Annotated in this window: 25 protein-coding genes and 1 pseudogene; 10 read left to right on the forward strand and 16 right to left on the reverse strand. The window is 61.1% G+C overall.

Annotated elements, in window-relative coordinates; all coding sequences use genetic code 11:
• Window position 1 precedes the first annotated feature (1 nt).
• The 7 genes from gcvH to arcD (BOP96_RS10755) all read right to left on the reverse strand — a co-directional run bounded on the left by gcvH (window position 2) and on the right by arcD (BOP96_RS10755) (window position 7,652).
• Entirely contained in the window at window positions 2-385 is a 384-nt protein-coding gene (gene gcvH, locus BOP96_RS10725; RefSeq protein WP_014719698.1) for a glycine cleavage system protein GcvH, read from the reverse strand.
• Between the two features lie 406 nt (window positions 386-791).
• Window positions 792-2,300 carry a sigma-54-dependent transcriptional regulator gene (locus BOP96_RS10730; RefSeq protein ID WP_073452660.1) on the reverse strand — a complete coding sequence of 503 codons (1,509 nt, stop codon included), beginning with the start codon at window positions 2,298-2,300 and terminating at the stop codon, window positions 792-794.
• Between the two features lie 173 nt (window positions 2,301-2,473).
• Window positions 2,474-2,836, reverse strand: a complete 363-nt coding sequence (locus tag BOP96_RS10735) for a DUF5064 family protein (RefSeq protein ID WP_057710468.1) — start codon at window positions 2,834-2,836, stop codon at window positions 2,474-2,476.
• Window positions 2,837-2,854: 18 nt separating this feature from the next.
• Complete coding sequence (gene arcC, locus BOP96_RS10740) at window positions 2,855-3,784, reverse strand: carbamate kinase (protein WP_019819394.1); 930 nt, start codon at window positions 3,782-3,784, stop codon at window positions 2,855-2,857.
• Window positions 3,785-3,920: 136 nt separating this feature from the next.
• Window positions 3,921-4,931 carry an ornithine carbamoyltransferase gene (locus BOP96_RS10745; RefSeq protein ID WP_014719695.1) on the reverse strand — a complete coding sequence of 337 codons (1,011 nt, stop codon included), beginning with the start codon at window positions 4,929-4,931 and terminating at the stop codon, window positions 3,921-3,923.
• Window positions 4,932-4,943: 12 nt separating this feature from the next.
• On the reverse strand, window positions 4,944-6,200 hold the full coding sequence (gene arcA / locus BOP96_RS10750) for an arginine deiminase (RefSeq protein WP_014719694.1): 1,257 nt from the start codon (window positions 6,198-6,200) through the stop codon (window positions 4,944-4,946).
• 24 nt (window positions 6,201-6,224) lie between these two features.
• The gene (gene arcD, locus BOP96_RS10755) at window positions 6,225-7,652 is read right to left on the reverse strand and encodes an arginine-ornithine antiporter (RefSeq protein ID WP_014719693.1); all 1,428 of its coding nucleotides are present in this window, start codon (window positions 7,650-7,652) and stop codon (window positions 6,225-6,227) included.
• A 397-nt stretch (window positions 7,653-8,049) separates the two neighbouring features.
• Here arcD (BOP96_RS10755) and arcD (BOP96_RS10760) point away from each other — a divergent pair, with 397 nt between their 5' ends.
• A complete protein-coding gene (gene arcD / locus BOP96_RS10760) occupies window positions 8,050-9,477 on the forward strand; it encodes an arginine-ornithine antiporter (protein ID WP_014719692.1) in 1,428 nt (475 codons plus the stop codon).
• Window positions 9,474-10,337: a DNA-3-methyladenine glycosylase family protein gene (locus BOP96_RS10765; RefSeq protein WP_032902759.1), complete on the forward strand. Its 864-nt coding sequence runs from the start codon at window positions 9,474-9,476 to the stop codon at window positions 10,335-10,337. Before arcD (BOP96_RS10760) ends, BOP96_RS10765 begins: the two co-directional genes overlap by 4 nt.
• 88 nt (window positions 10,338-10,425) lie before the next feature.
• On the opposite strand, the gene BOP96_RS10770 is transcribed toward BOP96_RS10765, so the two are convergent.
• From BOP96_RS10770 to BOP96_RS10795, 6 genes and pseudogenes are all read right to left on the reverse strand, one after another.
• Entirely contained in the window at window positions 10,426-11,775 is a 1,350-nt protein-coding gene (locus tag BOP96_RS10770) for a CoA transferase (protein WP_073452662.1), read from the reverse strand.
• 37 nt (window positions 11,776-11,812) lie between these two features.
• Window positions 11,813-13,159, reverse strand: a complete 1,347-nt coding sequence (locus BOP96_RS10775) for a sensor histidine kinase (protein ID WP_014719689.1) — start codon at window positions 13,157-13,159, stop codon at window positions 11,813-11,815.
• 64 nt (window positions 13,160-13,223) lie between these two features.
• Window positions 13,224-13,682, reverse strand: a pseudogene (locus tag BOP96_RS10780) (LTXXQ domain protein).
• A 251-nt stretch (window positions 13,683-13,933) separates the two neighbouring features.
• Window positions 13,934-14,611: a response regulator transcription factor gene (locus BOP96_RS10785; protein ID WP_014719687.1), complete on the reverse strand. Its 678-nt coding sequence runs from the start codon at window positions 14,609-14,611 to the stop codon at window positions 13,934-13,936.
• A 100-nt stretch (window positions 14,612-14,711) separates the two neighbouring features.
• Window positions 14,712-15,011, reverse strand: a complete 300-nt coding sequence (locus tag BOP96_RS10790; RefSeq protein ID WP_014719686.1) for a YciI family protein — start codon at window positions 15,009-15,011, stop codon at window positions 14,712-14,714.
• 1 nt (window position 15,012) lies between these two features.
• Complete coding sequence (locus BOP96_RS10795) at window positions 15,013-15,609, reverse strand: septation protein A (RefSeq protein ID WP_014719685.1); 597 nt, start codon at window positions 15,607-15,609, stop codon at window positions 15,013-15,015.
• 87 nt (window positions 15,610-15,696) lie between these two features.
• Between BOP96_RS10795 and BOP96_RS10800 the strand changes: the two genes are divergently transcribed.
• From BOP96_RS10800 to rluB, 6 genes are all read left to right on the forward strand, one after another.
• Window positions 15,697-16,560, forward strand: a complete 864-nt coding sequence (locus BOP96_RS10800; RefSeq protein ID WP_003193798.1) for a PHP domain-containing protein — start codon at window positions 15,697-15,699, stop codon at window positions 16,558-16,560.
• Between the two features lie 13 nt (window positions 16,561-16,573).
• A complete protein-coding gene (locus BOP96_RS10805; protein WP_003193796.1) occupies window positions 16,574-17,203 on the forward strand; it encodes an L-threonylcarbamoyladenylate synthase in 630 nt (209 codons plus the stop codon).
• Window positions 17,204-17,323: 120 nt separating this feature from the next.
• The gene (locus tag BOP96_RS10810; protein ID WP_164365898.1) at window positions 17,324-18,022 is read left to right on the forward strand and encodes a segregation and condensation protein A; all 699 of its coding nucleotides are present in this window, start codon (window positions 17,324-17,326) and stop codon (window positions 18,020-18,022) included.
• Between the two features lie 12 nt (window positions 18,023-18,034).
• Entirely contained in the window at window positions 18,035-18,955 is a 921-nt protein-coding gene (gene scpB / locus BOP96_RS10815) for an SMC-Scp complex subunit ScpB (RefSeq protein ID WP_014719683.1), read from the forward strand.
• Between the two features lie 126 nt (window positions 18,956-19,081).
• A complete protein-coding gene (locus tag BOP96_RS10820; RefSeq protein ID WP_014719682.1) occupies window positions 19,082-19,273 on the forward strand; it encodes a DUF1289 domain-containing protein in 192 nt (63 codons plus the stop codon).
• A 144-nt stretch (window positions 19,274-19,417) separates the two neighbouring features.
• Window positions 19,418-20,626, forward strand: a complete 1,209-nt coding sequence (gene rluB / locus BOP96_RS10825; RefSeq protein WP_014719681.1) for a 23S rRNA pseudouridine(2605) synthase RluB — start codon at window positions 19,418-19,420, stop codon at window positions 20,624-20,626.
• Window positions 20,627-20,819: 193 nt separating this feature from the next.
• Here rluB and BOP96_RS10830 read toward each other — a convergent pair whose 3' ends face one another.
• Window positions 20,820-21,779, reverse strand: a complete 960-nt coding sequence (locus BOP96_RS10830; protein ID WP_014719680.1) for a hypothetical protein — start codon at window positions 21,777-21,779, stop codon at window positions 20,820-20,822.
• 73 nt (window positions 21,780-21,852) lie between these two features.
• Window positions 21,853-21,990, reverse strand: coding sequence for a hypothetical protein (locus BOP96_RS30055; RefSeq protein WP_003175756.1), 138 nt, complete (start codon window positions 21,988-21,990; stop codon window positions 21,853-21,855).
• Window positions 21,991-22,637: 647 nt separating this feature from the next.
• On the opposite strand from BOP96_RS30055, the gene BOP96_RS10835 reads away from it, so the two are divergent.
• Together BOP96_RS10835 and arfB are read left to right on the forward strand one after the other, a co-directional pair.
• Window positions 22,638-24,056, forward strand: a complete 1,419-nt coding sequence (locus BOP96_RS10835) for an amino acid permease (RefSeq protein WP_014719679.1) — start codon at window positions 22,638-22,640, stop codon at window positions 24,054-24,056.
• 107 nt (window positions 24,057-24,163) lie between these two features.
• Window positions 24,164-24,577, forward strand: a complete 414-nt coding sequence (gene arfB, locus BOP96_RS10840) for an alternative ribosome rescue aminoacyl-tRNA hydrolase ArfB (protein WP_073452664.1) — start codon at window positions 24,164-24,166, stop codon at window positions 24,575-24,577.
• Here arfB and BOP96_RS10845 read toward each other — a convergent pair.
• Window positions 24,574-25,770, reverse strand: coding sequence for an MFS transporter (locus BOP96_RS10845; RefSeq protein WP_014719678.1), 1,197 nt, complete (start codon window positions 25,768-25,770; stop codon window positions 24,574-24,576). The genes arfB and BOP96_RS10845 overlap by 4 nt on opposite strands.
• Window positions 25,771-25,872 lie beyond the last annotated feature (102 nt).

Raw genomic sequence — 25,872 nt, forward strand, 5'->3', positions numbered from 1 at the left:
CTCAAGCTTCAGCGTTGGCTTTGATCAGACGGTCGTACGCATCCTGATCCAACAGCTTAGCCACTGCATCGGCATCGGCGGGTTTAAAGCGGAAGAACCAGCCTTCGCCCATCGGGTCTTCGTTGACCAGTTCCGGGCTGCCATCGAGCTTGTCGTTGACTTCGAGGACTTCACCGTCCAACGGCATGTACACACCACTGGCGGCCTTGACCGACTCCACGGTGGAGGCTTCGGCGCCCTTGGTATAAGCCTGCAACTCTGGCAGTTGCACGAAAACCACATCACCCAGCGCGTTCTGCGCAAAAGCGGTGATACCCACGGTGACGCTGCCATCGGCTTCGGCGCGCAGCCATTCGTGATCTTCAGTGAAACGCAACTCGCTCATGGAAACTCCTCAGGGCCAGAATCGTCTGGTGGACGGGATTGGAATAATGAGGAGTTGCTTAGCAATATCGCGGCCAACGTTATTAAATCGTTATAGATCAAAGGGTTAATATATTCAGTCATAGGCGTAATGGAATGTGCTGTAGCGTTTTCGCTACAGTCGAGTGCGTTAAAAAAAGCCTATGTGGATCAAAGCCTTGCATGGCGCGCAAAAAACAGGGTTGTAGCGATATCGTTACGCTGTAGCGCTTTCAGTACACGGAGTGTCGTTCTCAGACCAAATCTGTAATGCGGTCTCTATGGGAGCTGGCTTGCCTGCGATAGCGGTCTACCCGTCACTAAGGCGTTGGATGACCCAACGCTATCGCAGGCAAGCCAGCTCCTACAGTTGAACCGCGTTTATTCCGTCAGGGTTTGTTGGGAATGCCGTATTTGCGCAGGCGATGGGCGATAGCCGTGTGGGAGGTTTGCAGCCGGCTGGCCAGTTGGCGGGTCGAGGGGTAGCGGCTGTAGAGGCTTTCCAGCAGGCCGCGCTCGAAATCTTCCACGGCCTGTTCCAGGCTGTCGACTTCACCATCGCTCTGGCGCGCCACGGAGGTGCCGGCGATGTCCAGGTCGCCGATGTCCACCAGGCTGCTTTCGCAGATGGCGGCAGCGCGGAAGATCACGTTTTGCAACTGCCGCACGTTGCCCGGCCAGTGGTTGCCCAGCAGGGCTGGATAGGTACCCGGCGCCAGGCGGCAGACCGGGCGCTGGATCTGCGCGCAGGCTTGCTGCATGAAGTAGCGCGCCAGCAGCAGGATGTCCTGGCCGCGTTCACGCAAAGGCGGCACGGCGACGTTGAGCACGTTGAGGCGGTAAAACAGATCTTCGCGAAAGGTGCCTTCGCTGACCATCTTTTCCAGGTCGCGGTGGGTGGCGCTGAGGATGCGCACATTGACCTTCACTTCGCGGTCGCCACCCACGCGGCGAAAGCTGCCGTCGTTGAGAAAGCGCAGCAGTTTGGCTTGCAGGTACGGCGACATTTCACCGATCTCATCGAGGAATACCGTGCCCTGGTTGGCCAGCTCCATCAGCCCCGGTTTGCCACCGCGTTGCGCGCCGGTAAAGGCGCCAGGCGCATAGCCAAACAATTCGCTTTCGGCGAGGTTTTCCGGCAACGCCGCGCAGTTCAGTGCCAGAAACGGCGCACTGTGACGCGCGCTGATGGCGTGGCAGGCGCGGGCCACCAGCTCTTTGCCGGTGCCGGTTTCGCCCTGGATCAGCAGCGGTGCATCCAGCGCCGCCACCCGTTGCGCCCGAGCCTTGAGCGTGCGGATCGCCGGGGACTCGCCCAGCAGCGCATCAAACCCTTCGGCATGGTCATGGTGCAGCGCCGACAGTTGTTCGCCGATGCGGTTGGGCTGGTAGAGGGTAAGCAGGGCGCCAGCGTCGGTGATCGGCGTGGCGCCCAGCAGCAAGGTCTGGCCGTTGACGCTGATCTCGCGCAACGGCAAGCGAAAGCCCTGGTCCAGCAAGGTTTCCAGCAAGGCCGGATCATCGAACAGCTCGGCGATGCTCTCACCGGCCGGTTCACGCCCGTACAAGGCGATCAGCGCCGGATTGGCCAGCAGGATCTTGCCTGCACTGTCCAGGGCCAGCACCGGGTCGGTCATGGCCGCCAGCAGGGCGTCGAGTTGCAAGTGGCGACGCTGGCCCGGAAGGATGTCGACGACCTTTACCGCCTGCACGCCGTGCACGCTGAACAACGCATCGCGCAGCTCTTCAAGCACCTCGGCGCTGAGGGTCGGCGCATCGATATAGACATTGGGCGGCACCATTTCCACCGCATCCAGATTGAGATTGCGCCCACCGAGCAAGGCCAGGACTTCCTGGGTGATGCCGACGCGGTCGATGAAGCTGACGTGGATACGCATGGGGCGGATCTTGATTCTGGAGTGCTGAGGGTGGCCAGTATGCCTTGGAGCCGGTGGAGATCAAAATGTGGGAGCTGGCTTGCCTGCGATGGCGGTGGGTCAGTTACCGAAAATATCGTCTGACAGGTCGCTATCGCAGGCAAGCCAGCGCCCACATTCGATTGGGGGGCAGGTTATTCCAGGTGTTCGGGTTTGACCGGGTCGCCGGATTTCATATCCAACTGGTGGCGCACATCCTCAAACATCAGATCGTAATGCTTGTGCTGTGAACCGACGCTGCTATGGGTCTTGGGAATGCCGTATTTTTCGACAATCTTGGTCACATTGCTGGCGAAGTTGTAGGCCTGGTCCTTGGGCAGGAAAAAGGTCTCTTTCATGTCCTTGCCCTGGATGCTGCCATGCAGGGTGAACTGCATGCCTTTGCCTTCGCGGTCATCCGTGACAACTTCATAGTCCAGGCACAGGTCGTAGCTGACATCGTCCTTGTTCAGCGCGTGTCGCTCGATATGCAGGTGACCGGGTTCAAAGATAGCCATAGGCGTTTCTCCTCAACTTCACAGGTAGGTGATGCCAGGTTTGGCCGTGCTGATGCGCGTGCCGGCGCTGCCCTGGACGATGGCTTCGATGTCCGAGAGTGAACCGATCACCGCAGTTTTGCCAGTCTGGCGGGCGAACTCGCAGGCGGCCTGGACCTTGGGACCCATGGAGCCGGCGGCGAAGCCGAGTTTTTCCATGTCGTCGGGGTGGGCCTGGCCGATGGCCTTCTGGGTGGGCTTGCCGAAGTCGATAAAGGCGGCGTTGACGTCGGTGGCGATCACCAGCAAATCGGCCTCCAGTTGCGTGGCCAGCAAGGAGGAACACAGGTCTTTGTCGATCACGGCTTCAATGCCGCGCAGCTTGCCGTCTTCGCCATACATCGTCGGGATGCCGCCGCCACCGGCGCAGATCACGATGGCTTTTTTCTCCAGCAGCCATTTGATCGGGCGAATTTCAAAGATGCGTTTGGGGCGCGGGCTGGCGACCACGCGGCGGTATTTGTCGCCATCGGGCGCGATGGCCCAACCTTTCTCGGCGGCGAGTTTCTCGGCTTCGGCTTTGGCATACACCGGGCCGATGGGCTTGGTAGGGTTCTGGAAGGCCGGGTCCTTGGCATCCACTTCGACCTGGGTGAGCAGGGTGGCGAACGGCACTTCAAAGTCCAGCAGGTTGCCCAGTTCCTGTTCAATGATGTAGCCGATCATGCCTTCGGTTTCGGCACCCAACACGTCCAGCGGGTAGGGCGAGACGCTGGTGTAGGCCGCCGCCTGCAACGACAGCAGACCGACCTGCGGGCCGTTGCCGTGGGCGATCACCAGTTCGTTGCCGGCGTGGATTTTGGCGATCTGTTCGGTGGCGATACGGATGTTGGCCCGTTGATTGTCTGCGGTCATGGGTTCACCACGACGCAGGAGGGCGTTGCCGCCCAGGGCTACGACGATGCGCATACAGAATGTCCTTCTAGAATGATCGTTCCCACGCTCTGCGTGGGAATGCCTCACCGGACGCTCTGCGTCCGCTCTTGTGGCGCAGAGCGCCACTGGCTGCATTCCCACGCGGAGCGTGGGAACGATCAGAGTGGGGTTAGATATCCGCCAACGCCGACACCAGAATCGCCTTGATGGTATGCATGCGGTTTTCCGCCTGCTCGAAGGCGATATTGGCCGGCGACTCGAACACCTCTTCGGTCACTTCCACGCCATTGGCCAGGTGCGGATAGCGCGCCGCGATGTCCTTGCCGACCTTGGTTTCACTGTTGTGGAACGCCGGCAGGCAATGCATGAATTTCACCCGAGGGTTGCCCGAGGCTTTCATCATCTTGGCGTTGACCTGGTACGGCAGCAGTTGCTCGATGCGCTCGTCCCACGCTTCCACTGGTTCGCCCATGGACACCCAGATATCGGTGTGGATGAAATCCACACCTTTCACGGCTTCTTTCGGGTCTTCGGTGATGGTGATGCGTGCGCCGCTTTCCTCGGCAAAGGCCTGGCATTGCTTGATGAAATCTTCATGGGGCCACAGCGCTTTGGGCGCGCCGATGCGCACGTCCATGCCCAGCTTGGCGCCGATCATCAGCAGCGAGTTGCCCATGTTGTAGCGGGCGTCCCCGAGGTAGGCGTAGCTGATGTCATGCAGCGGCTTGTCGCTGTGTTCGCGCATGGTCAGGGTGTCGGCGATCATCTGGGTCGGGTGGAATTCGGCGGTGAGGCCGTTGAACACCGGCACACCGGCGAACTTGGCCAGCTCTTCGACGATTTCCTGTTCAAAGCCACGGTACTCAATGGCATCGAACATCCGGCCCAGTACGCGGGCGGTGTCTTTCATGCTTTCTTTGTGGCCGATCTGCGACGACACCGGGTCGATGTAGGTGACGTGGGCGCCCTGGTCATGGGCCGCGACTTCGAAGGCACAGCGAGTGCGGGTGGAGGTTTTTTCGAAGATCAGTGCGATGTTCTTGCCCTGCAGGTGCGGACGCTCGGTGCCGGTGTATTTGGCGCGTTTGAGGTCGCGGGACAGGTCCAGCAGATAATGCAGCTCGCGAGTGGTGTGGTGCATCAGCGACAACAGGCTGCGGTTGCGCATATTGAAAGCCATGATGAAATCTCCTTAATAGTCGATAGGGTCGCGGATGATCGGGCAGGTCATGCAGTGGCCGCCGCCACGGCCTCGGCCAAGTTCACCGGCGCTGATGGTGATCACTTCCACACCGGCCTTGCGCAGCAGGGTGTTGGTGTAGGTATTGCGGTCGTAGCCAATCACCACGCCCGGTTCCACGGCCACCACGTTGTTGCCGTCATCCCATTGCTCGCGTTCGGCGGCGAAGCTGTTGCCGCCGGTCTCGACCACGCGCAGGGCCTTGAGGTTGAGCGCTGCGGCCACGGTTTCGAGGAAGTTGGTTTTCTCGCGCTGAATGTCGATGCCGTGGGGCTTGCTCTCGTCAGGACGCAGGGTGAAAGGCACGATCTGGTTGACCACTTCGGGGAAGACGGTGACCAGGTCGCGGTCGCAGAAGCTGAACACGGTGTCCAGGTGCATCGCGGCGCGGGATTTAGGCAGGCCGGCCACGATGACGCGCTCCACGGCTTTGTTCTGGAACAGGTTGCGCGCCAGTTGGCCAATGGCCTGGTGGGACGAACGCTCACCCATGCCGATCAACACCACGCCGTTGCCAATCGGCATCACGTCGCCGCCTTCCAGCGTCGCGGCGCCATGTTCCTGGTCGGGGTCGCCGTACCAGATCTGGAAGTCCGCGTTGGTGAACTCAGGGTGGAATTTATAGATGGCGCTGGTCAGCAGGGTTTCCTGGCGGCGCGCCGGCCAGTACATCGGGTTGAGCGTCACGCCGCCGTAGATCCAGCAAGTGGTGTCGCGGGTGAACTGGGTATTGGGCAGCGGCGGCAAGATGAAACTGGCGTGGCCGAGAAAATCGCGGAACATCTCGATGGTCTTGCCACCGAAGCTGCTCGGCAGGTCGTCGGCCGATACGCCGCCAATCAGGTACTCGCTGATTTTGCGCGGCTCCAGGCTGCGCAGCCACGAACCGACTTCATCGACCAGGCCCAGGCCTACGGTGTTGGCGGTGATCTTGCGTTCCAGGATCCAGTCCAGCGCTTCGGGGTTGGCGACGATGTCGGTGAGCAGGTTGTGCATTTCCAGCACATCAATGTCCCGCTCGCGCATCTTGGTCACGAAGTCGAAGTGGTCGCGCTTGGCCTGGGCCACCCACAGCACGTCATCGAACAGCAGCTCGTCGCAGTTGTTTGGGGTCAGCCGCTGGTGGGCCAAACCTGGGGAGCACACCATGACTTTGCGCAGTTTGCCGGCTTCGGAATGTACGCCGTACTTCACTTTTTCCGTGGTCATTACAGATCCTCCAGTGAACAACAATTACAGGGTCAGGAAGCCGTCGTAGAGCCCATAGGCCGCCACCAGGGCGCCAATGACCACTGCGGCGAAAATCAGCTTCTCGACGGGGGTGAAAATCGGTTTGCCCAGTTCACGCTTGGCTTTGGCGAACAGGATCGCGCCAGGGGCATAGAGCAGGGCGGAGAGCAGCAGGTATTTGGTGCCGCCGGCGTAGAGCAGCCAGATCGCATAGATCAGGGCGATAGCGCCGATGAACAGGTCCTTTCTGCGCTCTTTGAGGGCGTTCTCGTAGGTCTCGCCGCGTACCGCCAGCAGCAGGGCGTAGGCCGCCGACCACAGGTAAGGCACCAGGATCATCGAGGTGGCGAGGTAGATCAGTGACAGGTAGGTGCTGGCGGAAAACAGCGTGATCACCAGGAATATCTGCACCATTGCGTTGGTCAGCCACAGGGCGTTGACCGGCACATGGTTGGCGTTTTCCTTGCGCAGGAACTCCGGCATGGTGTGGTCCTTGGCGGCGGCGAACATGATCTCCGCACACAGCAGCACCCAGGACAGCAGCGCGCCGAGCAGGGAGATGATCAAGCCCACGCTGATCAGCACCGCGCCCCAGTGGCCCACCACATGCTCCAGCACGGCGGCCATCGACGGGTTTTGCAGTTTGGCCAGTTCCGGCTGGGTCATGATCCCCAGGGACAGCACGTTCACCAGCATCAGGAACAGCAGCACAGTGATAAAGCCGATCACGGTGGCCTTGCCCACGTCACTGCGTTTCTCGGCACGGGACGAGAAGATGCTCGCGCCTTCGATGCCGATAAACACCCACACGGTGACCAGCATCATGTTGCGCACCTGGTTCATCACACTGCCCAGGTCCGGGTTTTTCACGCCCCAGATGTCAGCGGTGAAGATGTCCAGCTTGAACGCGAACAGGGCGATGAGCACGAACAGCAGCAGCGGCACCACCTTGGCGACGGTGGTCACCAGGTTGATGAACGCCGCTTCCTTGATCCCGCGCAGCACCAGGAAATGCACGGCCCATAACAGCACTGACGCAGCGATCACCGCCGTCGGGGTATTGCCCTCGCCAAAGACCGGGAAGAAATAGCCCAAGGTGCTGAACAGCAACACGAAGTAGCCGACGTTGCCCAGCCATGCGCTGATCCAGTAGCCCCAGGCGGATGAAAAGCCCATGTAGTCGCCGAAACCGGCCTTGGCGTAGGCGTAGACCCCGCCGTCAAGGTCAGGCTTGCGGTTGGCGAGGGTCTGGAACACGAAGGCGAGGGTCAACATACCGATGGCGGTAATCACCCAGCCGATCAACACCGCACCGACATCGGCGCTGGCGGCCATGTTTTGTGGCAATGAAAAGATACCGCCGCCAATCATCGAGCCGACGACAAGTGCGACCAGGGCGCCTAGTCGAAGTTTTCCGGGAGTTTCAGACATTGCATGACTCCAATGCAGGAGAAGAGAGACCACAGAATAATTCCGTGCGCTAATCAAACAGCTGACTCAGATCACTTCATTGGCACATTCCATTGTGAATTAACGACTTAGGGTGAGGTTTTTGCGGACGAACAAGTCCCGCAAAGGCGCTTGATAGAGCGCTCTTTGCTGTGTGGTTAATCATTTGGTCGAGGGCATGGGTGTTGACGCTAGTTCGTATTTGCGAATGTGCAAATTTTTTGTACGTTGTTTGACTATCGCTTCATAATTGACGTATTTAAATTCTAAATAAGCCTAAACTTCCTACCTTTACATATCCTTATGTTATGACAACGTCATTAATCTGAATTACTTATGTGCGCAGTTGTCGCCCAACCGTTTATTTCGAGGAAGCTGCATGACCCAACCCGCCCAGAAACTCCGGCTCAGTGCCCTGATCGCCCTGGTGGTGGGCTCGATGATTGGCGGCGGCATCTTTTCATTGCCGCAGAACATGGCCGCCCGTGCCGAAGTGGGCGCCATATTGATCGGCTGGGCGATCACCGCCATCGGCATGCTGACCCTGGCCTTTGTATTCCAGACGTTGGCGAACCGTAAGCCCGAACTGGACTCCGGGGTGTATGCCTACGCCAAGGCGGGTTTTGGCGACTACATGGGCTTTTCATCCGCCTGGGGTTACTGGATCAGTGCGTGGATGGGCAATGTCGGTTATTTCGTCTTGCTATTCAGCACCCTCGGCTACTTTTTTCCGGCGTTCGGCCAGGGCAATACGCCGCTTGCCATCGGCTGCGCGTCGCTGTTGCTGTGGGCCGTACATTTTCTGGTGATGCGCGGGATCAAAGAGGCAGCGTTCATCAATCAGGTGACGACGGTGGCGAAGATCGTGCCGCTGCTGATGTTTATCGTGATCGCCGCCGTTGCATTCAAGGCGGATATTTTCACCCGCGATATCTGGGGAATGGGTAACCCGCAGATGGGCAGCGTGGTCGAGCAGGTGCGCCACATGATGCTGGTCACGGTGTTTGTATTTATCGGGATCGAAGGCGCCAGTGTGTATTCGGCGCGGGCGCAGAAACGCTCGGACGTGGGGCGCGCCACGGTGATTGGTTTCGTGGGCGTGCTGGCCTTGCTGGTGCTGGTGAATGTGTTGTCCCTGGGCATCATGAGCCAGCCGGAGCTGGCGCAATTGCAGAACCCGTCCCTGGCCGGTGTGTTGGAGCATGTCGTCGGGCCTTGGGGCGCGGTATTGATCAGTATCGGCCTGGCGGTTTCGCTGCTCGGCGCGTTGCTCTCCTGGGCGCTGCTGTGCGCGGAAATCCTCTATGCCACCGCCCAGGACAAGACCATGCCGGCGTTCCTGAAGAAGGAAAACGCCAATCAGGTGCCGGTCAATGCCTTATGGCTGACCAACGTGATGATCCAGGCATTCCTGGTGATCACGCTGTTTTCCGCCAGCACCTACACCACCCTGATCTACCTGGCGTCCTCGATGATCCTGGTGCCTTATTTGTGGTCGGCGGCCTATGCGGTGCTGTTGAGCGCGCGCGGCGAAACCTATGCAGGCTGGCAGCGCCGGCGCATGAAAGATCTGCTGGTGGGGCTGGTTGCCCTCGGCTACGCGATTTGGCTGCTGTATGCGGGGGGCTTGAAGTATTTGCTGCTGTCGGCGTTGCTGTACGCCCCGGGTGTGATCCTGTTTGCCCTGGCCAAGCGCGAGCAGGGCCTACCCTTGTTTACCGCCGTGGAAAAAGGCATTTTCAGCGGCGTGATCGCGGGCGCCGGGTTAGCCGCGTATGGGCTGTATAGCGGGGTATTGTCACTGTGAGATTGGCGTATCAACCGCCCTACGACTGGGCGGCGATGCTGGGGTTCCTATCGGCGCGGGCGATTACCGGGTTGGAAACCGTGGTCGCCGGCGTATATCGGCGCAGTATCAGTGTGGCGGGCCGACATGGCTGGGTCAGCGTCGAACCGGGCGTGGGGGATTGGCTGGAGGTGACGGTCGACTTTCCCGAGCCTGCAGCGATGCCTGAGATCGAGCGGCGCTTGCGCAGGATGTTTGATCTGGATGCGGTGCCTGAGGTGATCAACGCGCAATTGTCGCAAGATCCCCTGATGGCGCAACTGGCTGCGGCCCGCCCTGGCCTGCGGTTGCCAGGCACCTGGGACGGGTTGGAACTGGCGATTCGTGCAGTGCTGGGCCAGCAGATAACCGTGGTGGCGGCGATTCGCCTGGCGAGCAAGCTGGTGGCTCAGTATGGCCTGGCGCTGGCATCCCCGCACGCCGGTATCACCCACCTGTTCCCGACACCAGAAGTGCTGGCGGCGGCAGACTTGGCCACCCTGGGCATGCCCAAGGCGCGGGGTCGTACGTTGTCCGGTGTGGCCCAGGCGCTGTTGGATGATCCTCAGCTTTTCGAACCCAAGGCCAGCCTCCAGGACGGCGTTGCACGGCTGGTTGCGTTGCCGGGGATTGGAGAGTGGACCGCGCAGTACATCGCCATGCGCCAGTTGCGCGAGGTGGATGCATTTGCGTCGGGGGATATCGGGCTGATCAATGCTTTGGCAGCCTTGGAAGGTGGGCCGGTGTCGGCGCGGCAGTTATTGGCGCGGGCCGAGGCGTGGCGGCCGTTGAGGGCGTATGCGGCGCAGCATTTGTGGACGTCGTTGAACCGCGGGGATTGATAGCGACGGTGATGGCCCCATCGCGGGCAAGCCCGGCTCCCACACTGATCCTGTGGGAGCTGGCTTGCCTGCGATAGCGGTGCCCAGGTCACCACTGAGGTCGGTGTGACCCTAACTCCACCGCCGGCAAATCCCACTGCAACGGCGTGCCACTGATGCTCAGCGGCGCCAGCAGTCGATGGGCCTGGCCCCAGGCTGTCTGCTCCACCACCAGGCCTTGGTCATTGATATCTTCCTCGCGCAATGCCGCTTGCTGTGGCACTTGCCCGGCCGCCACCAGCAACTTCGCCGTGCGCGCCAACGACAAGCGCGCCGAACCGCCGCGTCCGGAGTCCAGGCGCTCGGCCAAAGCCCGGATCGCACTGGCGGCCATCAAATAGCCGGTAGCGTGATCCAGCGCCTGCACCGGCAGCGGCAGCGGTTTATCCGTCTGTTTCCAGGCCATGCCGGCCTCGGCAATCCCGCTGCTCATCTGTACCAGGCTGTCAAAGCCACGCCGATTACGCCATGGGCCGCTCCAGCCGTAGGCGTTGAGGCTGACGTCGATCAGGCCGGGGGCGATGTGCTGACGTTCGCCAAGGGTATAACCGAGTTGCTCCAGGGCATCGGCGCGGTAACCGTGGAACAGAATGTCGGCGTCCTTGAGCAACGCTTCAAACACCTGCCGGTCGTCGTGGCGCTTTAGATCAAGGCGGGCGCAGCGTTTACCCAGAGTCATTTCCGGGACGACGCCAGGTTCGTTCCAGGTGGGCGAGTCGATGCGCAGTACGTCGGCGCCTAAGCCTGCGAGGAAACGACTGGCCACCGGGCCGGCCAGCACCCGGGTCAAATCCAGCACCTTGATGCCGGCCAGTGGGCGAGCGGCTGAGCCTAGCCAGGGTTTGTCGATGCCGGGTTCGAAGACCTGGCGCTGGATCAACGCTTCGGCGTTTACCGCCAAGCCTTGGGGATGCTGCTGCCAGGCTTGCCAGCTACGCATTTGCGCGGCACAACCGCCCGCATCGACAACCGCCTGTTCCAGTTCGGCGGCTTTCCAGGTCGCGACTCTACTCGCCATGGCGGCGCAATCAGCGGCAGGCCCCAATACCCGCTCGGCCGCCGCACGATGATGGGGCGCGTTGGTGTGCAGGCGGATCCAGCCATCGACGCTGGCGTAATCACCCGCTACCGGGTCCCACAAAGGCGGCACTTGCCACCCCACGGGGCGAATCGACGAAGAGAACCACAACGAGGCCAGGCGCCGATCCACGCTGACGCTGGGCAGACGCCCGGTTTGTTGCTCAATCAACTGGGCGATAGCCTGGCCCGCGGCGCCGATGCTGGCGGCCGCCAGGTCAGTCACGGCAAAGGTCGAGGGCAAGGCACCGGCCTGGGTCTGGGGCAGTGGGGCGTGCGGTAACGCGAGTGCGGCTTGGATGGGAGTCAGCAGGTCAGTCATCAAAGGCCCTCCGTAAGAGAAGGGCCACTATAGAAGATCATCCCACTGGTGTGGCAACCCCAGGGATCAAGGGCAGTTCGATGCTGGCGATAAAGCCGCCATCGGGATGGTTGGCCAGGATCAGGTTGCCGCCATGGCGCTCGGCGGCGCGACGGGCGATGGCCAGGCCCAGGCCATGACCTTGGGCGGTCTGGCCCGGCGCCCGATAGAACGGCTCGCCCAATTGGCTCAGGTGCTCGGCTTCAACGCCGGGGCCGTGGTCGCGTACGCTGATCAGAATGCGCCCGCCTTGATGCTGGGCCTGCAATTCAATCGGTTCGCCCACCGGGTTGAAGCGCTGGGCATTGCGCAGCAGGTTGTCCACGGCGCGTTCGATCATGGTCGGCCAGCCTTTAAGCTGCAAATCATTGGCAGTCGTCAGTTGCACCACTTGCTCGGGGGCACTGAGTTGGGCGTCCTTTTGCAGGGTTTTAAGCAACGGGGTGAGGTCGATGTCTTCGGCGCTGGCGTTGTCGGCGTCGACCCGTGCCAACACCAGGATCTCGCTGATCAAGGCTTCCAGGCGATCGCATTCGCGGGTCAGGCGCGGCCAGAGTTTTTCCCGCTCTTCGGGGCTGGCGCGTTCGGCCAGGGCCAGGGCGATACGCAAGCGCGCCAACGGCGAGCGCAGTTCGTGGGAGACGTCGCGCAGCAACTGGCGCTGGCTGCCGATCAGGCTTTGCAGGCGCGCGCCCATGCGGTTGAAGTCGTTAGCCAAGACACCGAATTCGTCGCGCCGGTTGGCCAGTTGCGCCAGGCTGTTTTGTTGATAGGTGGTTTGCCCCAGATCATGCACCGCGCCGCGCAAACGACTGAGCGGGCGAGTAATGGACAACGTCACCAGAAGGCTGAACAGGGTCAGCACCACCAGGGTAATCGCCAGGGCACTGAGCGGCCACAGCAGGCTGCTGCGGTGCCAGGCCTCCAGCTCCGGGTGGGGAATGCGGTAGATCAGCAGGTAGGTGTCGCCGGTTTTGTCGCTGGTGTACTCGGCGGTCAGGCGTCGCCACGGCAGGTGGCCGTCCTGGCTGTCGTTCTGCCGGGCTTCGAAGGCGGCGGCGCGGCGCGGGAAGGTGCCCCGCACCACCGGCTCGCCACTCTCGTTCAGCACTTGCACATCAATGTGGTACTGGCGTTTGCGCTGTTGCAGCAAGTCCTGGGCGGCGTCTTCGCCCTGGGCTTCATAGAGTTGCGTCCACTCTTGGGCCAGGTTGTTGAGGCCAGGGTGGCGGCTCAGAATCCAGGCGTCCTGGTTGAGCATATGCCCAAGCAAAATCGACAACCCGCCTACCAGGGCGATGGCCAGCCAGAAACTCGCCAGGATACGCCAGAACAATGAACGCACAGGAAACCCTCAAACAGGAAAAGCCCAGCGGCGCGAACCACTGGGCTGGGGTGAAGCTAGGCCATTATTGCGCTTTTTGCGCTTGCTGGGCTTTCCAGGCCTGGAACTCTTTCCATTCGGCGCGGCGCTCGGCTTGCTTCTTGACGATCTCGTCGTACTTCTTCTGTTGGTCGGGCTTGAGCACGGCGCGGATATCGGCCTGGGTTTTCTGCTTGCCGGCGGCGATTTCGTCCTGCATCGCCTTCTGGTCAGCGGCCGGCAGTTTGTCCAGGTACTTTTGGGTCAGGTCTTTGCGAGCGTGCCATTGCTAACCCATCAGCTTGCGGATCTGCTCACGCTGTTCCTTGCTCAAGTCCAACTGGCTGAACGGGCCACCTTTACCACGCGGACCGTGTTCACCGTGGCCTGGGCCACCCATCATGTGGCCTTCGTGGCCGCCCATCGGGCCCGGGCCTTCAGGCATGGCCATGGCGACGGTAGGCAGTGCAGCGGCGAGCATCAAAGCGATAAGGGTCTTGCGCATGGTGATTCTCCTGTCTCTATTCCGGTGAGTCCGGATGTGAGTAGGTTACGCAGCGCAAGGTCAGCGGCGGTCAGGGGAGGGTAAAGCTTCGGTAAAGACAGGTTTGACAGGAGCTGACAAAACCCTTGAAGGTGATGAAATCAATGGTGGGAGCTGGCTTGCCTGCGATAGCGGTGGGCCAGTTAGCATAACGGTGGACTGACACACCGCTATCGCAGGCAAGCCAGCTCCCACAGGGTTAAGCGTGATGTTTAGAGGCTGTAGTAGTAGCCACGACTACGCAGCGCCACGATGCGTGGCCGGCCATCGGGGTGCGGGCCGATCTTTTTACGCAGGTTGCTGACGTGCATGTCCAGGCTGCGGTCATACAGGGTCAACTTGCGGCCCAGGGCGATCTGCGCCAGTTCCTGTTTGTCCAGGGGCTCGCCGGGCTGACGCAGCAAGGCTTCAAGCAGGCGGCTTTCGGAGACGGTCAGGGTGAATTCCTGCTCATCAATGCTGACCACCCCGCGCACCGGGCTGAAGCACAAGTCGCCCAGTTCCAGCTGGGTCGATACCGCGGCCGGGTGGCTGCGGCGTAACACGGCGCGCAGGCGCGCCGTCAGTTCGCGCGGATCGCAAGGCTTGGCCAGGTAGTCGTCGGCGCCCAGTTCCAGGCCGAGGATGCGGTCCAGAGGCTCGCCCCGCGCCGAGAGCATCAGCACCGGCAACTCCGGGTGGTCGTTGCGCAGTTGCTTGAGCAACTCCAGGCCGCTGCCGTCGGGCAGCATCACATCGAGCACCACCGCCGCCGGGGCGGCTTCGGCCAAGGCTTTGCGGGCGCTCAGGCCGTTGTGGCAGGCGCGCACCTGGAAGCCTTCCTGGCTCAACCAACTGGTCAGCAGCTCACAGAGCTCCTGGTCATCATCTATCAGTAACAGCTCGCTCATGACTCACTCGATTTAGCCATTGTCGACGGCGACGACCCCACCGGTGACGCCGTGAGCCATTAGGAGTGCGCCGAAACGATTAGGTTCGACGCAGCCGGGTTCAAGGCAGGACTTGCTTGAACGGCTTGATCACCACATCGGCATAGACGCCTGCTGCAACGTAAGGGTCTGCCTTGGCCCAGGCCTCGGCGTCGGCCAGGGAGGCAAACTCGGCCACGATCAGGCTGCCGGTGAAGCCGGCGTCGCCCGGGTCATTGCTGTCGACCGCCGGGTGCGGGCCGGCCAGTACGATGCGGCCTTCGGCTTGCAGCTGTTTAAGGCGCTCGACGTGGGCCGGGCGTACGCTCAAGCGTTTTTCCAGCGAGTTGGCAATATCGGTGGCAATGATGGCGTAGAGCATGTCAGTCCTCGGTTTTCGGCGTGGTAGACGCGGTGTCATGCAGGTGGCGCGACAGGTAGATGCCCTGGCCGATCAGGAACAATACGGTCATGCCCAGGCTGCCGAACACTTTGAAGTCGACCCAGTAGTCCTGGAACGTGAAGGCCACGAACAGGTTGGCGGCACCGCAGAACAGGAAAAACACGATCCAGGCCACGTTCAGGCGCACCCACACCGGCTCCGGCAAGGTCAGCGCATGGCCCATGATTCGCTTGATCAGCAGGCGGTCACCAATGAAGTGGCTGCCGATGAACACCAGGGCGAACAGCCAGTTCACCACCGGGGCTTTCCATTTAAGGAAGGTTTCGCTGTGGAAGGCCAGGGTCAGGCCACCGAATACCAGGCAGGCGATAAGGGTCAGCCATTGGCTTTTTTCCAACTTGCGCTGGGAGATGAAGATGGCGCCGTACACTACGATGGAGCTGATGATCAGTACGGCAGTGGCACTGTAGATGCCTCCGAACGATAGCTCGTGGCCGGCGATTTCGATGACCCTGGGGTCGAGTTTGGTAACGATGAAAAACAGCAACAGCGGGATGAAGTCGATGAATTGTTTCACAGTAAGAGCCAGAAGCTGGATGTGACGGCATAATAACAAACATCCTTGGTTGCGATAGCGCCAGCTGACTTGAGGTTACACACTCCCGTGAATGTTGATTTGCACTGCCACAGCACGGCCTCCGACGGCGCCCTGGCGCCCGCGGTATTGGTTGCGCGTGCGTTTGAAAAAGGCGTGCGAGTTTTGGCATTGACCGACCACGACACCCTCGAAGGCCTCGATGAAGCCCGCCAGGCCGCGCATTCCCTGGGCATGCAGCTGGTCAACGGCGTGGAATTGTCCTGCACCTGGGGCGGCGCCACCATCCATGTGCTGGGCTACGGTTTTGATCAAAAGGCCCCGCCCTTGGTGGCGGCGATTGCCCAATTGCACGATGGCCGCTGGCTGCGGTCCGAAGAAATAAGCCGCAAGCTAAGCCTTAAAGGTATGCCTGGCGCCCTCGACGGCGCCCGCGCCATCCAGCAAGAGCTGGGCGACAGCGGCAACGCACCGGCCCGTCCGCATTTTGCCGACTGGATGGTGCGCGAAGGCTATGTCAAGGATCGCGCCGAGGCCTTTCGCAAATGGCTGGGCGCCGGCAAGTTGGGCGATGTGAAGCTGCATTGGCCGACCCTGGAAGACACCGTCCAGACCCTGCGGGCCTCCGGGGCCTGGGTCAGCCTGGCGCATCCCTGGCATTACGATTTCACCCGCAGCAAGCGCCGCAAGCTGATCAGCGACTATATTGGTGCGGGTGGCCACGCCATCGAGGTGGTCAACGGGCATCAACCGGCAGAACAGGTCGGCAGCCTGGCGATCCTTGCCCGCGAATTTGGTCTGCTGGTCAGTGCCGGCAGTGATTTTCATGGCCCAGGCGGCTGGTCCGAGATTGGCGAGTATCGTCAGGTCCCTGAAGATCTGCCGCTGTTGTGGGGGCGATTCAAGCATGACCCCATTATTGCCACCGTCTGAACAGGTAGAGCACGTGAGTCAATTCTTCCAGATTCATCCGGAAAACCCTCAGGCGCGCCTGATCAAGCAGGCCGTAGAGATCATCCGCGCCGGTGGCGTGGTGATCTACCCGACTGATTCGTCCTACGCCATTGGCTGCCAGATCGGCGACAAGGGCGCGGTCGAGCGGGTAAGACGCTTGCGCCAGCTGGACGACAAGCACAACTTTGCGCTGATCTGCAGCGACTTGTCCCAGCTCGGCCTGTTCGCCAAGGTTGACACCGGTACCTTCCGCCTGCTCAAGGCCCACACGCCGGGCCCTTACACGTTCATTCTCAACGCCACTCGCGAAGTGCCGCGCCTGTTATTGCACCCGAAAAAACGCACCATCGGCCTGCGCGTGCCGGAACACCCGATTGCCCTGGCGCTGCTGGCCGAGTTGGGCGAACCGCTGATGAGCGTGTCGTTGATCCTGCCCGGCGAAACCGAGCCGTTGTACGACCCTTACGAAATGCGCCGTTTGCTGGAAAAGCACGTCGACCTGATCATCGACGGCGGCTACGGCGGCAACAAGGCCTCCACGGTGATCAACCTGGCCGATGGCGAACCAGAAGTGGTGCGTGTGGGTTGTGGCGACCCGGCTCCGTTCATGGTCGAGGCCTGAATGTCAGCCGTGGAAGCCGCTGATCCCCAGGCTGGCGCCCAGCAAGAACTGCCGTTTGCCATGGTGTATGGCCAGGCGGTCATGGAAATGCCCCTGGACCTGTACATCCCGCCGGACGCCCTGGAGGTGTTCCTTGAAGCCTTCGAAGGCCCCCTGGACTTGCTGCTGTACCTGATCCGCAAGCAGAACATCAATATCCTCGATATTCCGGTGGCAGAAATCACCCGCCAGTACATGGGCTATGTCGAGCTGATGCAGTCGGTGCGCCTGGAATTGGCCGCCGAGTACCTGGTGATGGCCGCCATGCTCGCCGAGATCAAGTCGCGCATGCTGTTGCCGCGCTCGGAGACGGTAGAAGCCGAAGAGGATGACCCGCGCGCCGAGCTGATCCGCCGCCTGCAGGAGTACGAACGCTTCAAGGCTGCCGCCGAAGGCATCGACGGTCTGAGCCGTGTGGGCCGTGATGTGGTGGTGCCCAAGCTCGACGCTCCCGAGGCGCGCGCGCGCAAGTTGCTGCCGGACGTGAGTCTGGAAGAATTGCTGATGTCCATGGCCGAAGTACTGCGCCGTGGCGATATGTTCGAGAGCCACCAGGTCAGCCGTGAAGCGCTGTCCACCCGCGAGCGCATGAGCGATGTGCTGGAACGTCTCAAGGGCGGTGGGTTTGTGCCCTTTGTCGAGTTGTTCACCGCCGAAGAGGGCCGACTGGGCGTGGTGGTGACCTTTATGGCGATCCTTGAGCTGGTCAAGGAATCCTTGGTCGAGCTGGTGCAGAATGAGCCTTTTGCGGCTATCCACGTGCGGGCGCGAGCCGAATAACGAGCTGAATCGATGAATCTGACTGAACCCCGCGAACTGGCCCCTTTGCTGGAGGCCTTTCTCCTGGCCTCGGGCAAACCGCAATCTTTGGAGCGCCTGTTCGAACTCTTTGAAGAAGCCGAACGCCCGGAGCCGCCGGTGTTCAAGAAAGCCTTGGAGATCCTGCGCAAGTCCTGTGAGGGCCGTGCCTTTGAGTTGCGCGAAGTGGCGTCGGGTTATCGCCTGCAGATCCGTGAGAAGTTTTCACCGTGGGTCGGGCGTTTGTGGGAAGAGCGCCCGCAGCGCTACTCGAGGGCGATGCTGGAGACCATGGCGCTGATCGCCTATCGCCAGCCCATCACTCGGGGCGAGATCGAAGACGTGCGTGGTGTGGCGGTCAACAGCCATATCGTCAAGACCCTGCTGGAGCGCGAGTGGATTCGCATCGTTGGCTACCGTGACGTGCCCGGCAAACCGGCGATGTTCGCCACCACCAAGGTGTTCCTCGATCACTTCAACCTGAAGAACCTCGACGACCTGCCGCCGCTGGCCGAACTGCGCGAAATGGAGGCCGAGCCAGTGCTCGATTTCGACGACGCGCCGGTGCCGCAAAGCCTGCAGGAACTGGCCGATGCCAGCGCCGAGCCGGAGGAGCCCAAGGACGAAACCAGTTTCCATACGTTGTTGCTGGAGCTGGACGACATGGAGCAGGGGATCAAGACCGACTTCGACGATTTGCTGCGTGATGGTGCGGCGGAGCCAGAAACCCAGGTGAACGTTGAATCCGAGCCTGAGGTCGAAGCCCAAGACGATGTGCTTGGCGTGGCCCAGGCCCGGGAAAAGCTCCTGGCCGCCGTCGCCGCCCTCGAACAGCCGCCCCTGAGTGACGAAGAAGACGAAGCCCGGGCGCTGGCCGAGGCCATCGAAAACGAACGCCGCCAGCTCGAAGACTGACCCGTTCTGACTCTCACCGTGCAACCCATGTGGGAGCTGGCTTGCCTGCGATGCAGACGCCTCGGTCTCTCAGATGCAAGGAGGTGATGCCATCGCAGGCAAGCCAGCTCCCACAGAGGATCGACCATGAGTGCCCTGAAAGACCCGTGCATCAGCATCTGCAAATTCAGCGACGACATCTGCGTCGGCTGTGGCCGCAGCAAGCGTGAAATCCGTGCCTGGAAGAAACTCGATAAAGCCGACAAGCGCACGGTATTGGCCGAAGCCCAGCTGCGTTTGCTGGCCCTGGGCGCCACCGGTCGGCGGAAAAGCAAATGACTTGGGCGTTATCGGCTAGTCTGTGATGCGCAACACGCGCCATGCGCGTATGATTCGCGACCCCTTGCCGACCTATTCGGCCTAGGCCCCGCTTTCAATACCCCTCAGGCCATGCCTGAATCGACCCACCGGGAGGTGCTTACGATGAATGACCAAGACCAGAAAGACCAGGAAATCGGCCCAGCAGGCGAAAAGCTGCAAAAAGTGCTGGCGCGTATCGGCGTGGGCTCTCGCCGCGACGTCGAAGCCTGGATCACCCAGAAGCGCATCAAGGTCAACGGCGTCGAGGCTACCCTCGGCCAGCGCGTCGACCTGCACGATGCAATCACCATTGATGGCAAGGTCATCAAGCGTGAAGAGGCCGCCGAATCGGTGCGCCGCGTGATCATGTACAACAAGCCCGACGGCGAGATCTGCACCCGTGACGACCCGGAAGGCCGTCCGACCGTGTTCGACAAGATGCCCAAGCCTAAAGAAGGCCGCTGGATCAACATCGGCCGCCTGGACATCAACACCACCGGCTTGCTGATGTTCACCACTGACGGTGAGTTGGCCAACCGCCTGATGCACCCGTCCTACGAGATGGACCGTGAATACGCCGTGCGTGTACGTGGTGAAGTCGATGACGAGATGATCGAACGCCTCAAGGCGGGCGTGGTGCTTGAAGACGGCCCGGCCAAGTTCACCGACATCAAGCAGGCGCCGGGTGGCGAAGGTTTCAACCACTGGTACCACTGCGTGGTGATGGAAGGCCGTAACCGTGAAGTGCGTCGCCTGTGGGAGTCCCAGGGCCTGGTGGTCAGCCGCCTCAAGCGTGTGCGTTTCGGTCCGGTGTTCCTGAACTCCGACCTGCCGATGGGCCGCTGGCGCGAAATGAGCCAGTACGAGGTCGATATCCTCAGCGCCGAAGTGGGCCTGACGCCGGTTGCCATGCCGCAGATGAACGCCAAGAGCAAAGACAAGCTTGAGCGTATGCAGCGCAAATCGTCGCGCCCAGTGCCACGTACCGAACGTGTTGCCCGCACCCTGCGCCCTGCGCTGGATGCACCGGCCACCGGCGGTCGTATCTCGCGTCAGCCGCACATTGAAGGTGAACGCCGCCCCACCACGCCATCGCGTCAGGAAGGCGAGCGTGCGCCACGTACGCCGCGTCCTGCTCCGGCGGGTGGTCGTAGCAACCGTGGTGAAGCGGATCGCCCGGCCGACAACGCCAGCACCAAGCGTCCAGCCAAGCCAGCGGCGAACAAGCGCCCTGGCCCGAAACTGGTCGCGGACGAGCCTTCGGGCAAGCGCCGTGGCGCACCGGCCGGTTCCGGCCAGCGTCCTGGTTTTGGTCGCAAGAAGCCGCAGTGATACGTTAAGCGCCGCATAAAAACGCCAACCCTAGGGTTGGCGTTTTTTTTTGCGATCTACATTTGAAATGCAATCAACTGTGGGAGCCGGGCTTGCCCGCGATAGCGGTGGGTCAGTGAGTAAAAAGGTGACTGACACACCGCTATCGCAGGCAAGCCAGCTCCCACCGGGATCTCTACACGTCTATGATCTTTTAAAAGGCAAAGGCGCCATCAAACACCGGCTTGTCATCCAGCGCCAGCACCCCACTGGCAAAGATCAGGTCCAGGTGATGACTGCCTTTCTGCCCGCCACCCAAGCCCAAGTGCAACCCGCAGTGACGCTCTTCAAACCCGGCATTGCGCGCATACAGGTCCTTGACCCCTTCATTGGTGCCAATCCCCAACTCCTCCACACGACGGTTGGACGGGTTGGCATTCAGGTACTTGTTGAAGTCATCTGCCAGCCCTGGCACTTCGCTGGCCACGCTGCAAACGGTGGAGTTCTCGATCCATAGCTCCAGCGGCAATTGCAGCACGCCGTATTTGCGTGCAAAGGGGATGGTACTGAGGAAGGTGCCGACAAACCGCACCTGGCCGTTGATGGCTTCGCTGTGGGTGGCGATTTCGCCGGGCGCCAGGTCGTGGTTGCCGACGCCGTTGATATTGGTCCACTTCTTGATGCTGCTCATCGGCGCTTCCAGGCGCGAACCGTGTTTGTCGGTAAAGCTCAGCACGTTGGCCTGGGCCATGCGCCGGATCAGTGTGGCGTTGAGGTCGGCGATGCGTTGGGGCTCGACGCTGAAGGTGTCGTAGAAATAGTCGCCGTAATCCTTGAACAGCAGGGATTTTTTCCAGTGCTCGGCCATCACGCCTTGCAGGGCACGGATAAAGTCCGGGCCTTCGGCGCGTGGGTTGGGCAGCGTGGAGGAATCATAGAGAAACAGGTACAGGTCGCAGCTTTGAATGGCCTGGGACAGGGTGTCGCTGGGCGCCAGGTCCAGGCGTTGCAGTTGAAAGTTGAAGCGGGCGGCGCTGCCGTGGGTAATCGCCTGGGCGATGGCGTCATAGCGCTCGGTGTGGCCCAGCAACACGGTGGGGCGGTTCAGGCCGTTGAGGGCGGGGTGGTGTGCCAGGTAGTAGAGAAAATGTTCGACGGCGCGGGCCTTGTCCATGACGGGTGTCCTTCTGTGCCTTGGGTAAGGGGGCAGGCGCCGTGCACAGCGCCTGCCGGATGCCTGCCGGGTATTAGAAAGGCCACATCGCGGTGCCAAAAGGCACAACGGCATCGGCTTGCATCATTTCAACGGCGGCCTCATGGGTCGGCGCTTCAAACCAATCGTCGAGTTGCAGTTCGGTTTCCAGGTCGTTTTCCAGTGCTTGCATGGTGTATCTCCTAGAGGACGTTGTTTGAGAACGGCTTGCCCACGGGCTTCGCGGGCAAGTGCAAAGAACCTAGAAGAGAGTGTTTCGAAATGCAAAAAATTTATTGACACGGTTTCATTTGGATTTTTTCTTCTGTTTTTCAGCAGATTTTTTTATTCAGGCAAAACAGTGAATTGGCTGAAGCGATTCTTCAGGCATTGCTTACCGACAGAATTCCGTTGAGGGTTGCCAAAGTCTGGCTGTAACGCGGATTTTCCGGGGTGTAACGATAGATTTACGCAACTGCCCTGGCTTTGTTGGGGGGCGCGCCGATGTAAGCATTAGCTGACAGAATCGCCCGTGCACTTTCCCGGTGCGTGCCGAAGCTGTCGAGCGGTGTACAATGCGCCGCGTTTTACTGTGACCCCCCTTGCGTACCCACGCAAAAGGCCAAGACCTCAGGGTTTGATCCCCCTGATCACTCCGCCTGGCCACGAGCCGGACGGGTTCGATTTCGTCACAGATAAAAACAAACAGGTGACGCATGACCATTAGAAAGACGCTGTACTCCTGGTGCCTGCGCTGGGGTTTGAGCGGCGCTGCTTGAGTCGGTAATTCAAGGCAGCAACCTGCATTCAACTCTTCAAACCTTGCGTGAGACCCTTTTCATGAGTGGACCCCATTCTTCTTCAGGCGAGCTGAAACGCGGCCTGAAAAACCGGCATATCCAGTTGATCGCCCTCGGTGGCGCCATCGGCACCGGCCTGTTCCTGGGCTCGGCCGGGGTGCTCAAATCCGCCGGCCCTTCGATGATCCTGGGCTATGCCATCTGCGGCTTTATCGCCTTCATGATCATGCGCCAGCTTGGCGAAATGATTGTCGAGGAGCCGGTCGCCGGCTCCTTCAGCCACTTTGCCCACAAGTACTGGGGCGGTTTCGCCGGCTTCCTCTCGGGCTGGAACTGCTGGATTCTGTACATTCTGGTGGGTATGTCGGAGTTGACGGCCGTCGGCAAGTACGTGCACTACTGGTGGCCGGAGATCCCGACCTGGGTCTCTGCTGCGGCGTTTTTCGTGCTGATCAACGCGATCAACCTGGCCAACGTCAAAGTCTTCGGTGAAGCCGAGTTCTGGTTCGCCATCATCAAGGTGGTGGCGATCGTCGGCATGATTGCCTTGGGCAGCTACCTGCTGGTCAGCGGCAGCGGCGGCCCGCAAGCCTCGGTCAGCAACCTGTGGGAGCATGGTGGTTTCTTCCCCCATGGCGTCGGCGGCTTGGTGATGGCCATGGCGATCATCATGTTCTCCTTCGGCGGCCTGGAAATGCTCGGCTTTACCGCTGCCGAAGCCGACCAGCCACGTACGGTGATCCCCAAGGCGATCAATCAGGTGATCTACCGCATCCTGATTTTCTACATCGGTGCCCTGGTGGTGCTGCTGTCGCTCACCCCGTGGGACAGCCTGCTGGCGACCCTCAACGCCTCCGGCGATGCCTACAGCGGTAGCCCGTTCGTGCAGGTGTTCTCGATGCTGGGCAGTAACACCGCCGCGCATATCCTCAACTTCGTTGTGCTGACCGCCGCGCTGTCGGTGTACAACAGCGGCACCTACTGCAACAGCCGCATGCTCTTGGGCATGGCCGAGCAGGGCGACGCGCCCAAGGCCCTGGCGAAAATCGACAAGCGCGGCGTGCCGGTGCGTTCGATCCTGGCCTCGGCGGCGATCACTCTGGTGGCGGTGCTGATGAACTACCTGATGCCCCATGACGCGCTGGAACTGCTGATGTCGCTGGTGGTGGCCACGTTGGTGATCAACTGGGCGATGATCAGCTTCTCCCACTTCAAGTTCCGCCAACACATGAACCGCATTGGCCAGGTGCCGCTGTTCAAGGCGTTGTGGTACCCGTATGGCAACATCATCTGCGTGGCCTTTGTGGTGTTTATTCTGGGCACCATGCTGATGATTCCGGGCATTGACCGCTCGGTGTACGCGATCCCGGTGTGGGTGGCGTTCATGGGCGTTTGTTACTGGGTCAAGAACAAGCGGGCGCAGCAGTCCATGGATATGGCGGTCCCCGCGGTGAAGTAAGCGTCAATGTTGTTAAGCAGACCCGGCCTTGTGCCGGGTTTGTTGTTTGAGGGGATGGCCAAGGTGCATTCGCGTATCCTAGGGCTTCTTCCGGAGGACCGTGTTACATGCTGGTGATTTCCAACAACGTACAGCTGCCCGATGCCGAGATTGAGCTGACCGCCATTCGCGCCCAGGGTGCCGGTGGGCAGAACGTCAATAAAGTGTCGAGTGCGGTGCACCTGCGGTTTGATATTCCGGCGTCTTCGTTGCCGGAGTTCTACAAGGAACGCTTGCTGGCACTGCGTGACAGCCGGATCACCAGCGAAGGCGTGCTGGTGCTCAAGGCCCAGCAATATCGCACCCAGGAGCAGAACCGCGCCGATGCGCTGGAGCGCCTGGTGGACTTGATCCAGAGCGCCACCAAGGTCGAGAAAAAACGCCGTCCGACCAAGCCTACCCTGGGCTCGAAGAAACGCCGCCTGGAGTCCAAGACCAAGCGCGGCAGCATCAAGGCCGGGCGCGGCAAGGTCGACTTCTAGGCGTCGCGTGTTTCGCGGGCCTTGGGCGCCTGGCGGTACAGGTAGACGCTCAGCAGCAAACCGGCGAAAGCGGCGAGGGCGGCGAACAGGAAGATCGAGGCAAAGCCAAACCCGGCCGCCACGGCGCCCGCCAGCGGCCCGGTGATGCCCAGGGACAAGTCGATAAACAGCGAATAGGCGCCCACCGCCGAGCCACGGCTGGAGGCCGGCACCAGGTTGACGGCCTCCACTCCCAACGCCGGGAACACCAGGGAAAAACCGAAACCGCTCAACGCCGCACCCGCCAACGCCAGTTGGGCATCCGGCGCCAGCCACAGCAACAGCAGGCCCAGTACTTCCACCGACAGGCAGGCGATTGCGACGCGAAAACCACCAATGCGGTTGATCAAATTGCCAAACAGCAAGCGCGCGCCGATAAAACTGGCACCGAACAGGCTCAAGGCCCACACCGCGTTATCCCAGTGCTGGGTGCTGTAATACAACGTGATAAAGGTGGCGATGGTGCCAAAGCCGATAGAGCCCAAGGCCAGCGCGCAACCATGGGGGAGCACGCGGCCCAGTACATTCATGAACGGCAAACGGATGCCGGGCACAATCGGCGCGGCTTGTTTTTTCCAGGCCAACACCACACCCAGTACGGCCAACAGAATGATGCTGACGCCCATGCTCCACAGCCCCAACTGGCTGACCAGCAGCACCCCCAACGGCGCGCCGACCGCCAGCGCGCCGTAGCTGGCGATGCCGTTCCAGGAAATAACCTTGGCCGTGTTCGCGGCGCCGACACGGCCTATGCCCCAGCCAATCGCCCCCGAACCCACCAGGCTTTCAGCGCTGCCCAGCACCAGCCGACCGACCAGCAGGCAGCCGAGGCTCAGAGCCGGCAGGCTGGAAAACCACGCCGCAAACAACATGAACACGCCACTCAAGCCGCAGCCCACCAGGCCGATCACCACGGCGCGCTTGCTGCCCAGATTGTCGATGATCTTGCCGGCATAGGGGCGGCTCAGCAGGGTTGCCAGGTATTGCACGCTGATCACCAGCCCGGCAATGACGGCGCCATAGCCCAGCTGGCTATGGACATAGCCCGGCAATACGGCCAGGGGGATGCCGATATTCAAATAGCCGATGAAGGTAAACAGCACGATGGAAACAACTTGCAGCGTGACCGCCATGGGGCGCTGGGTATCTGGCATGGGAGAGATCCACTGTCGCAGCAGGTAAAGATAGGCTGCTAATGATACCGGCGCGCAGGCCGGGCAGGGCGGCAAAAATGTAAAACGTCAGCTCTAAAGCCG

Source organism: Pseudomonas sp. FSL W5-0203 (assembly GCF_001896155.1).
In the GTDB taxonomy this organism is placed as follows: Bacteria; Pseudomonadota; Gammaproteobacteria; order Pseudomonadales; family Pseudomonadaceae; genus Aquipseudomonas; species Aquipseudomonas paracarnis.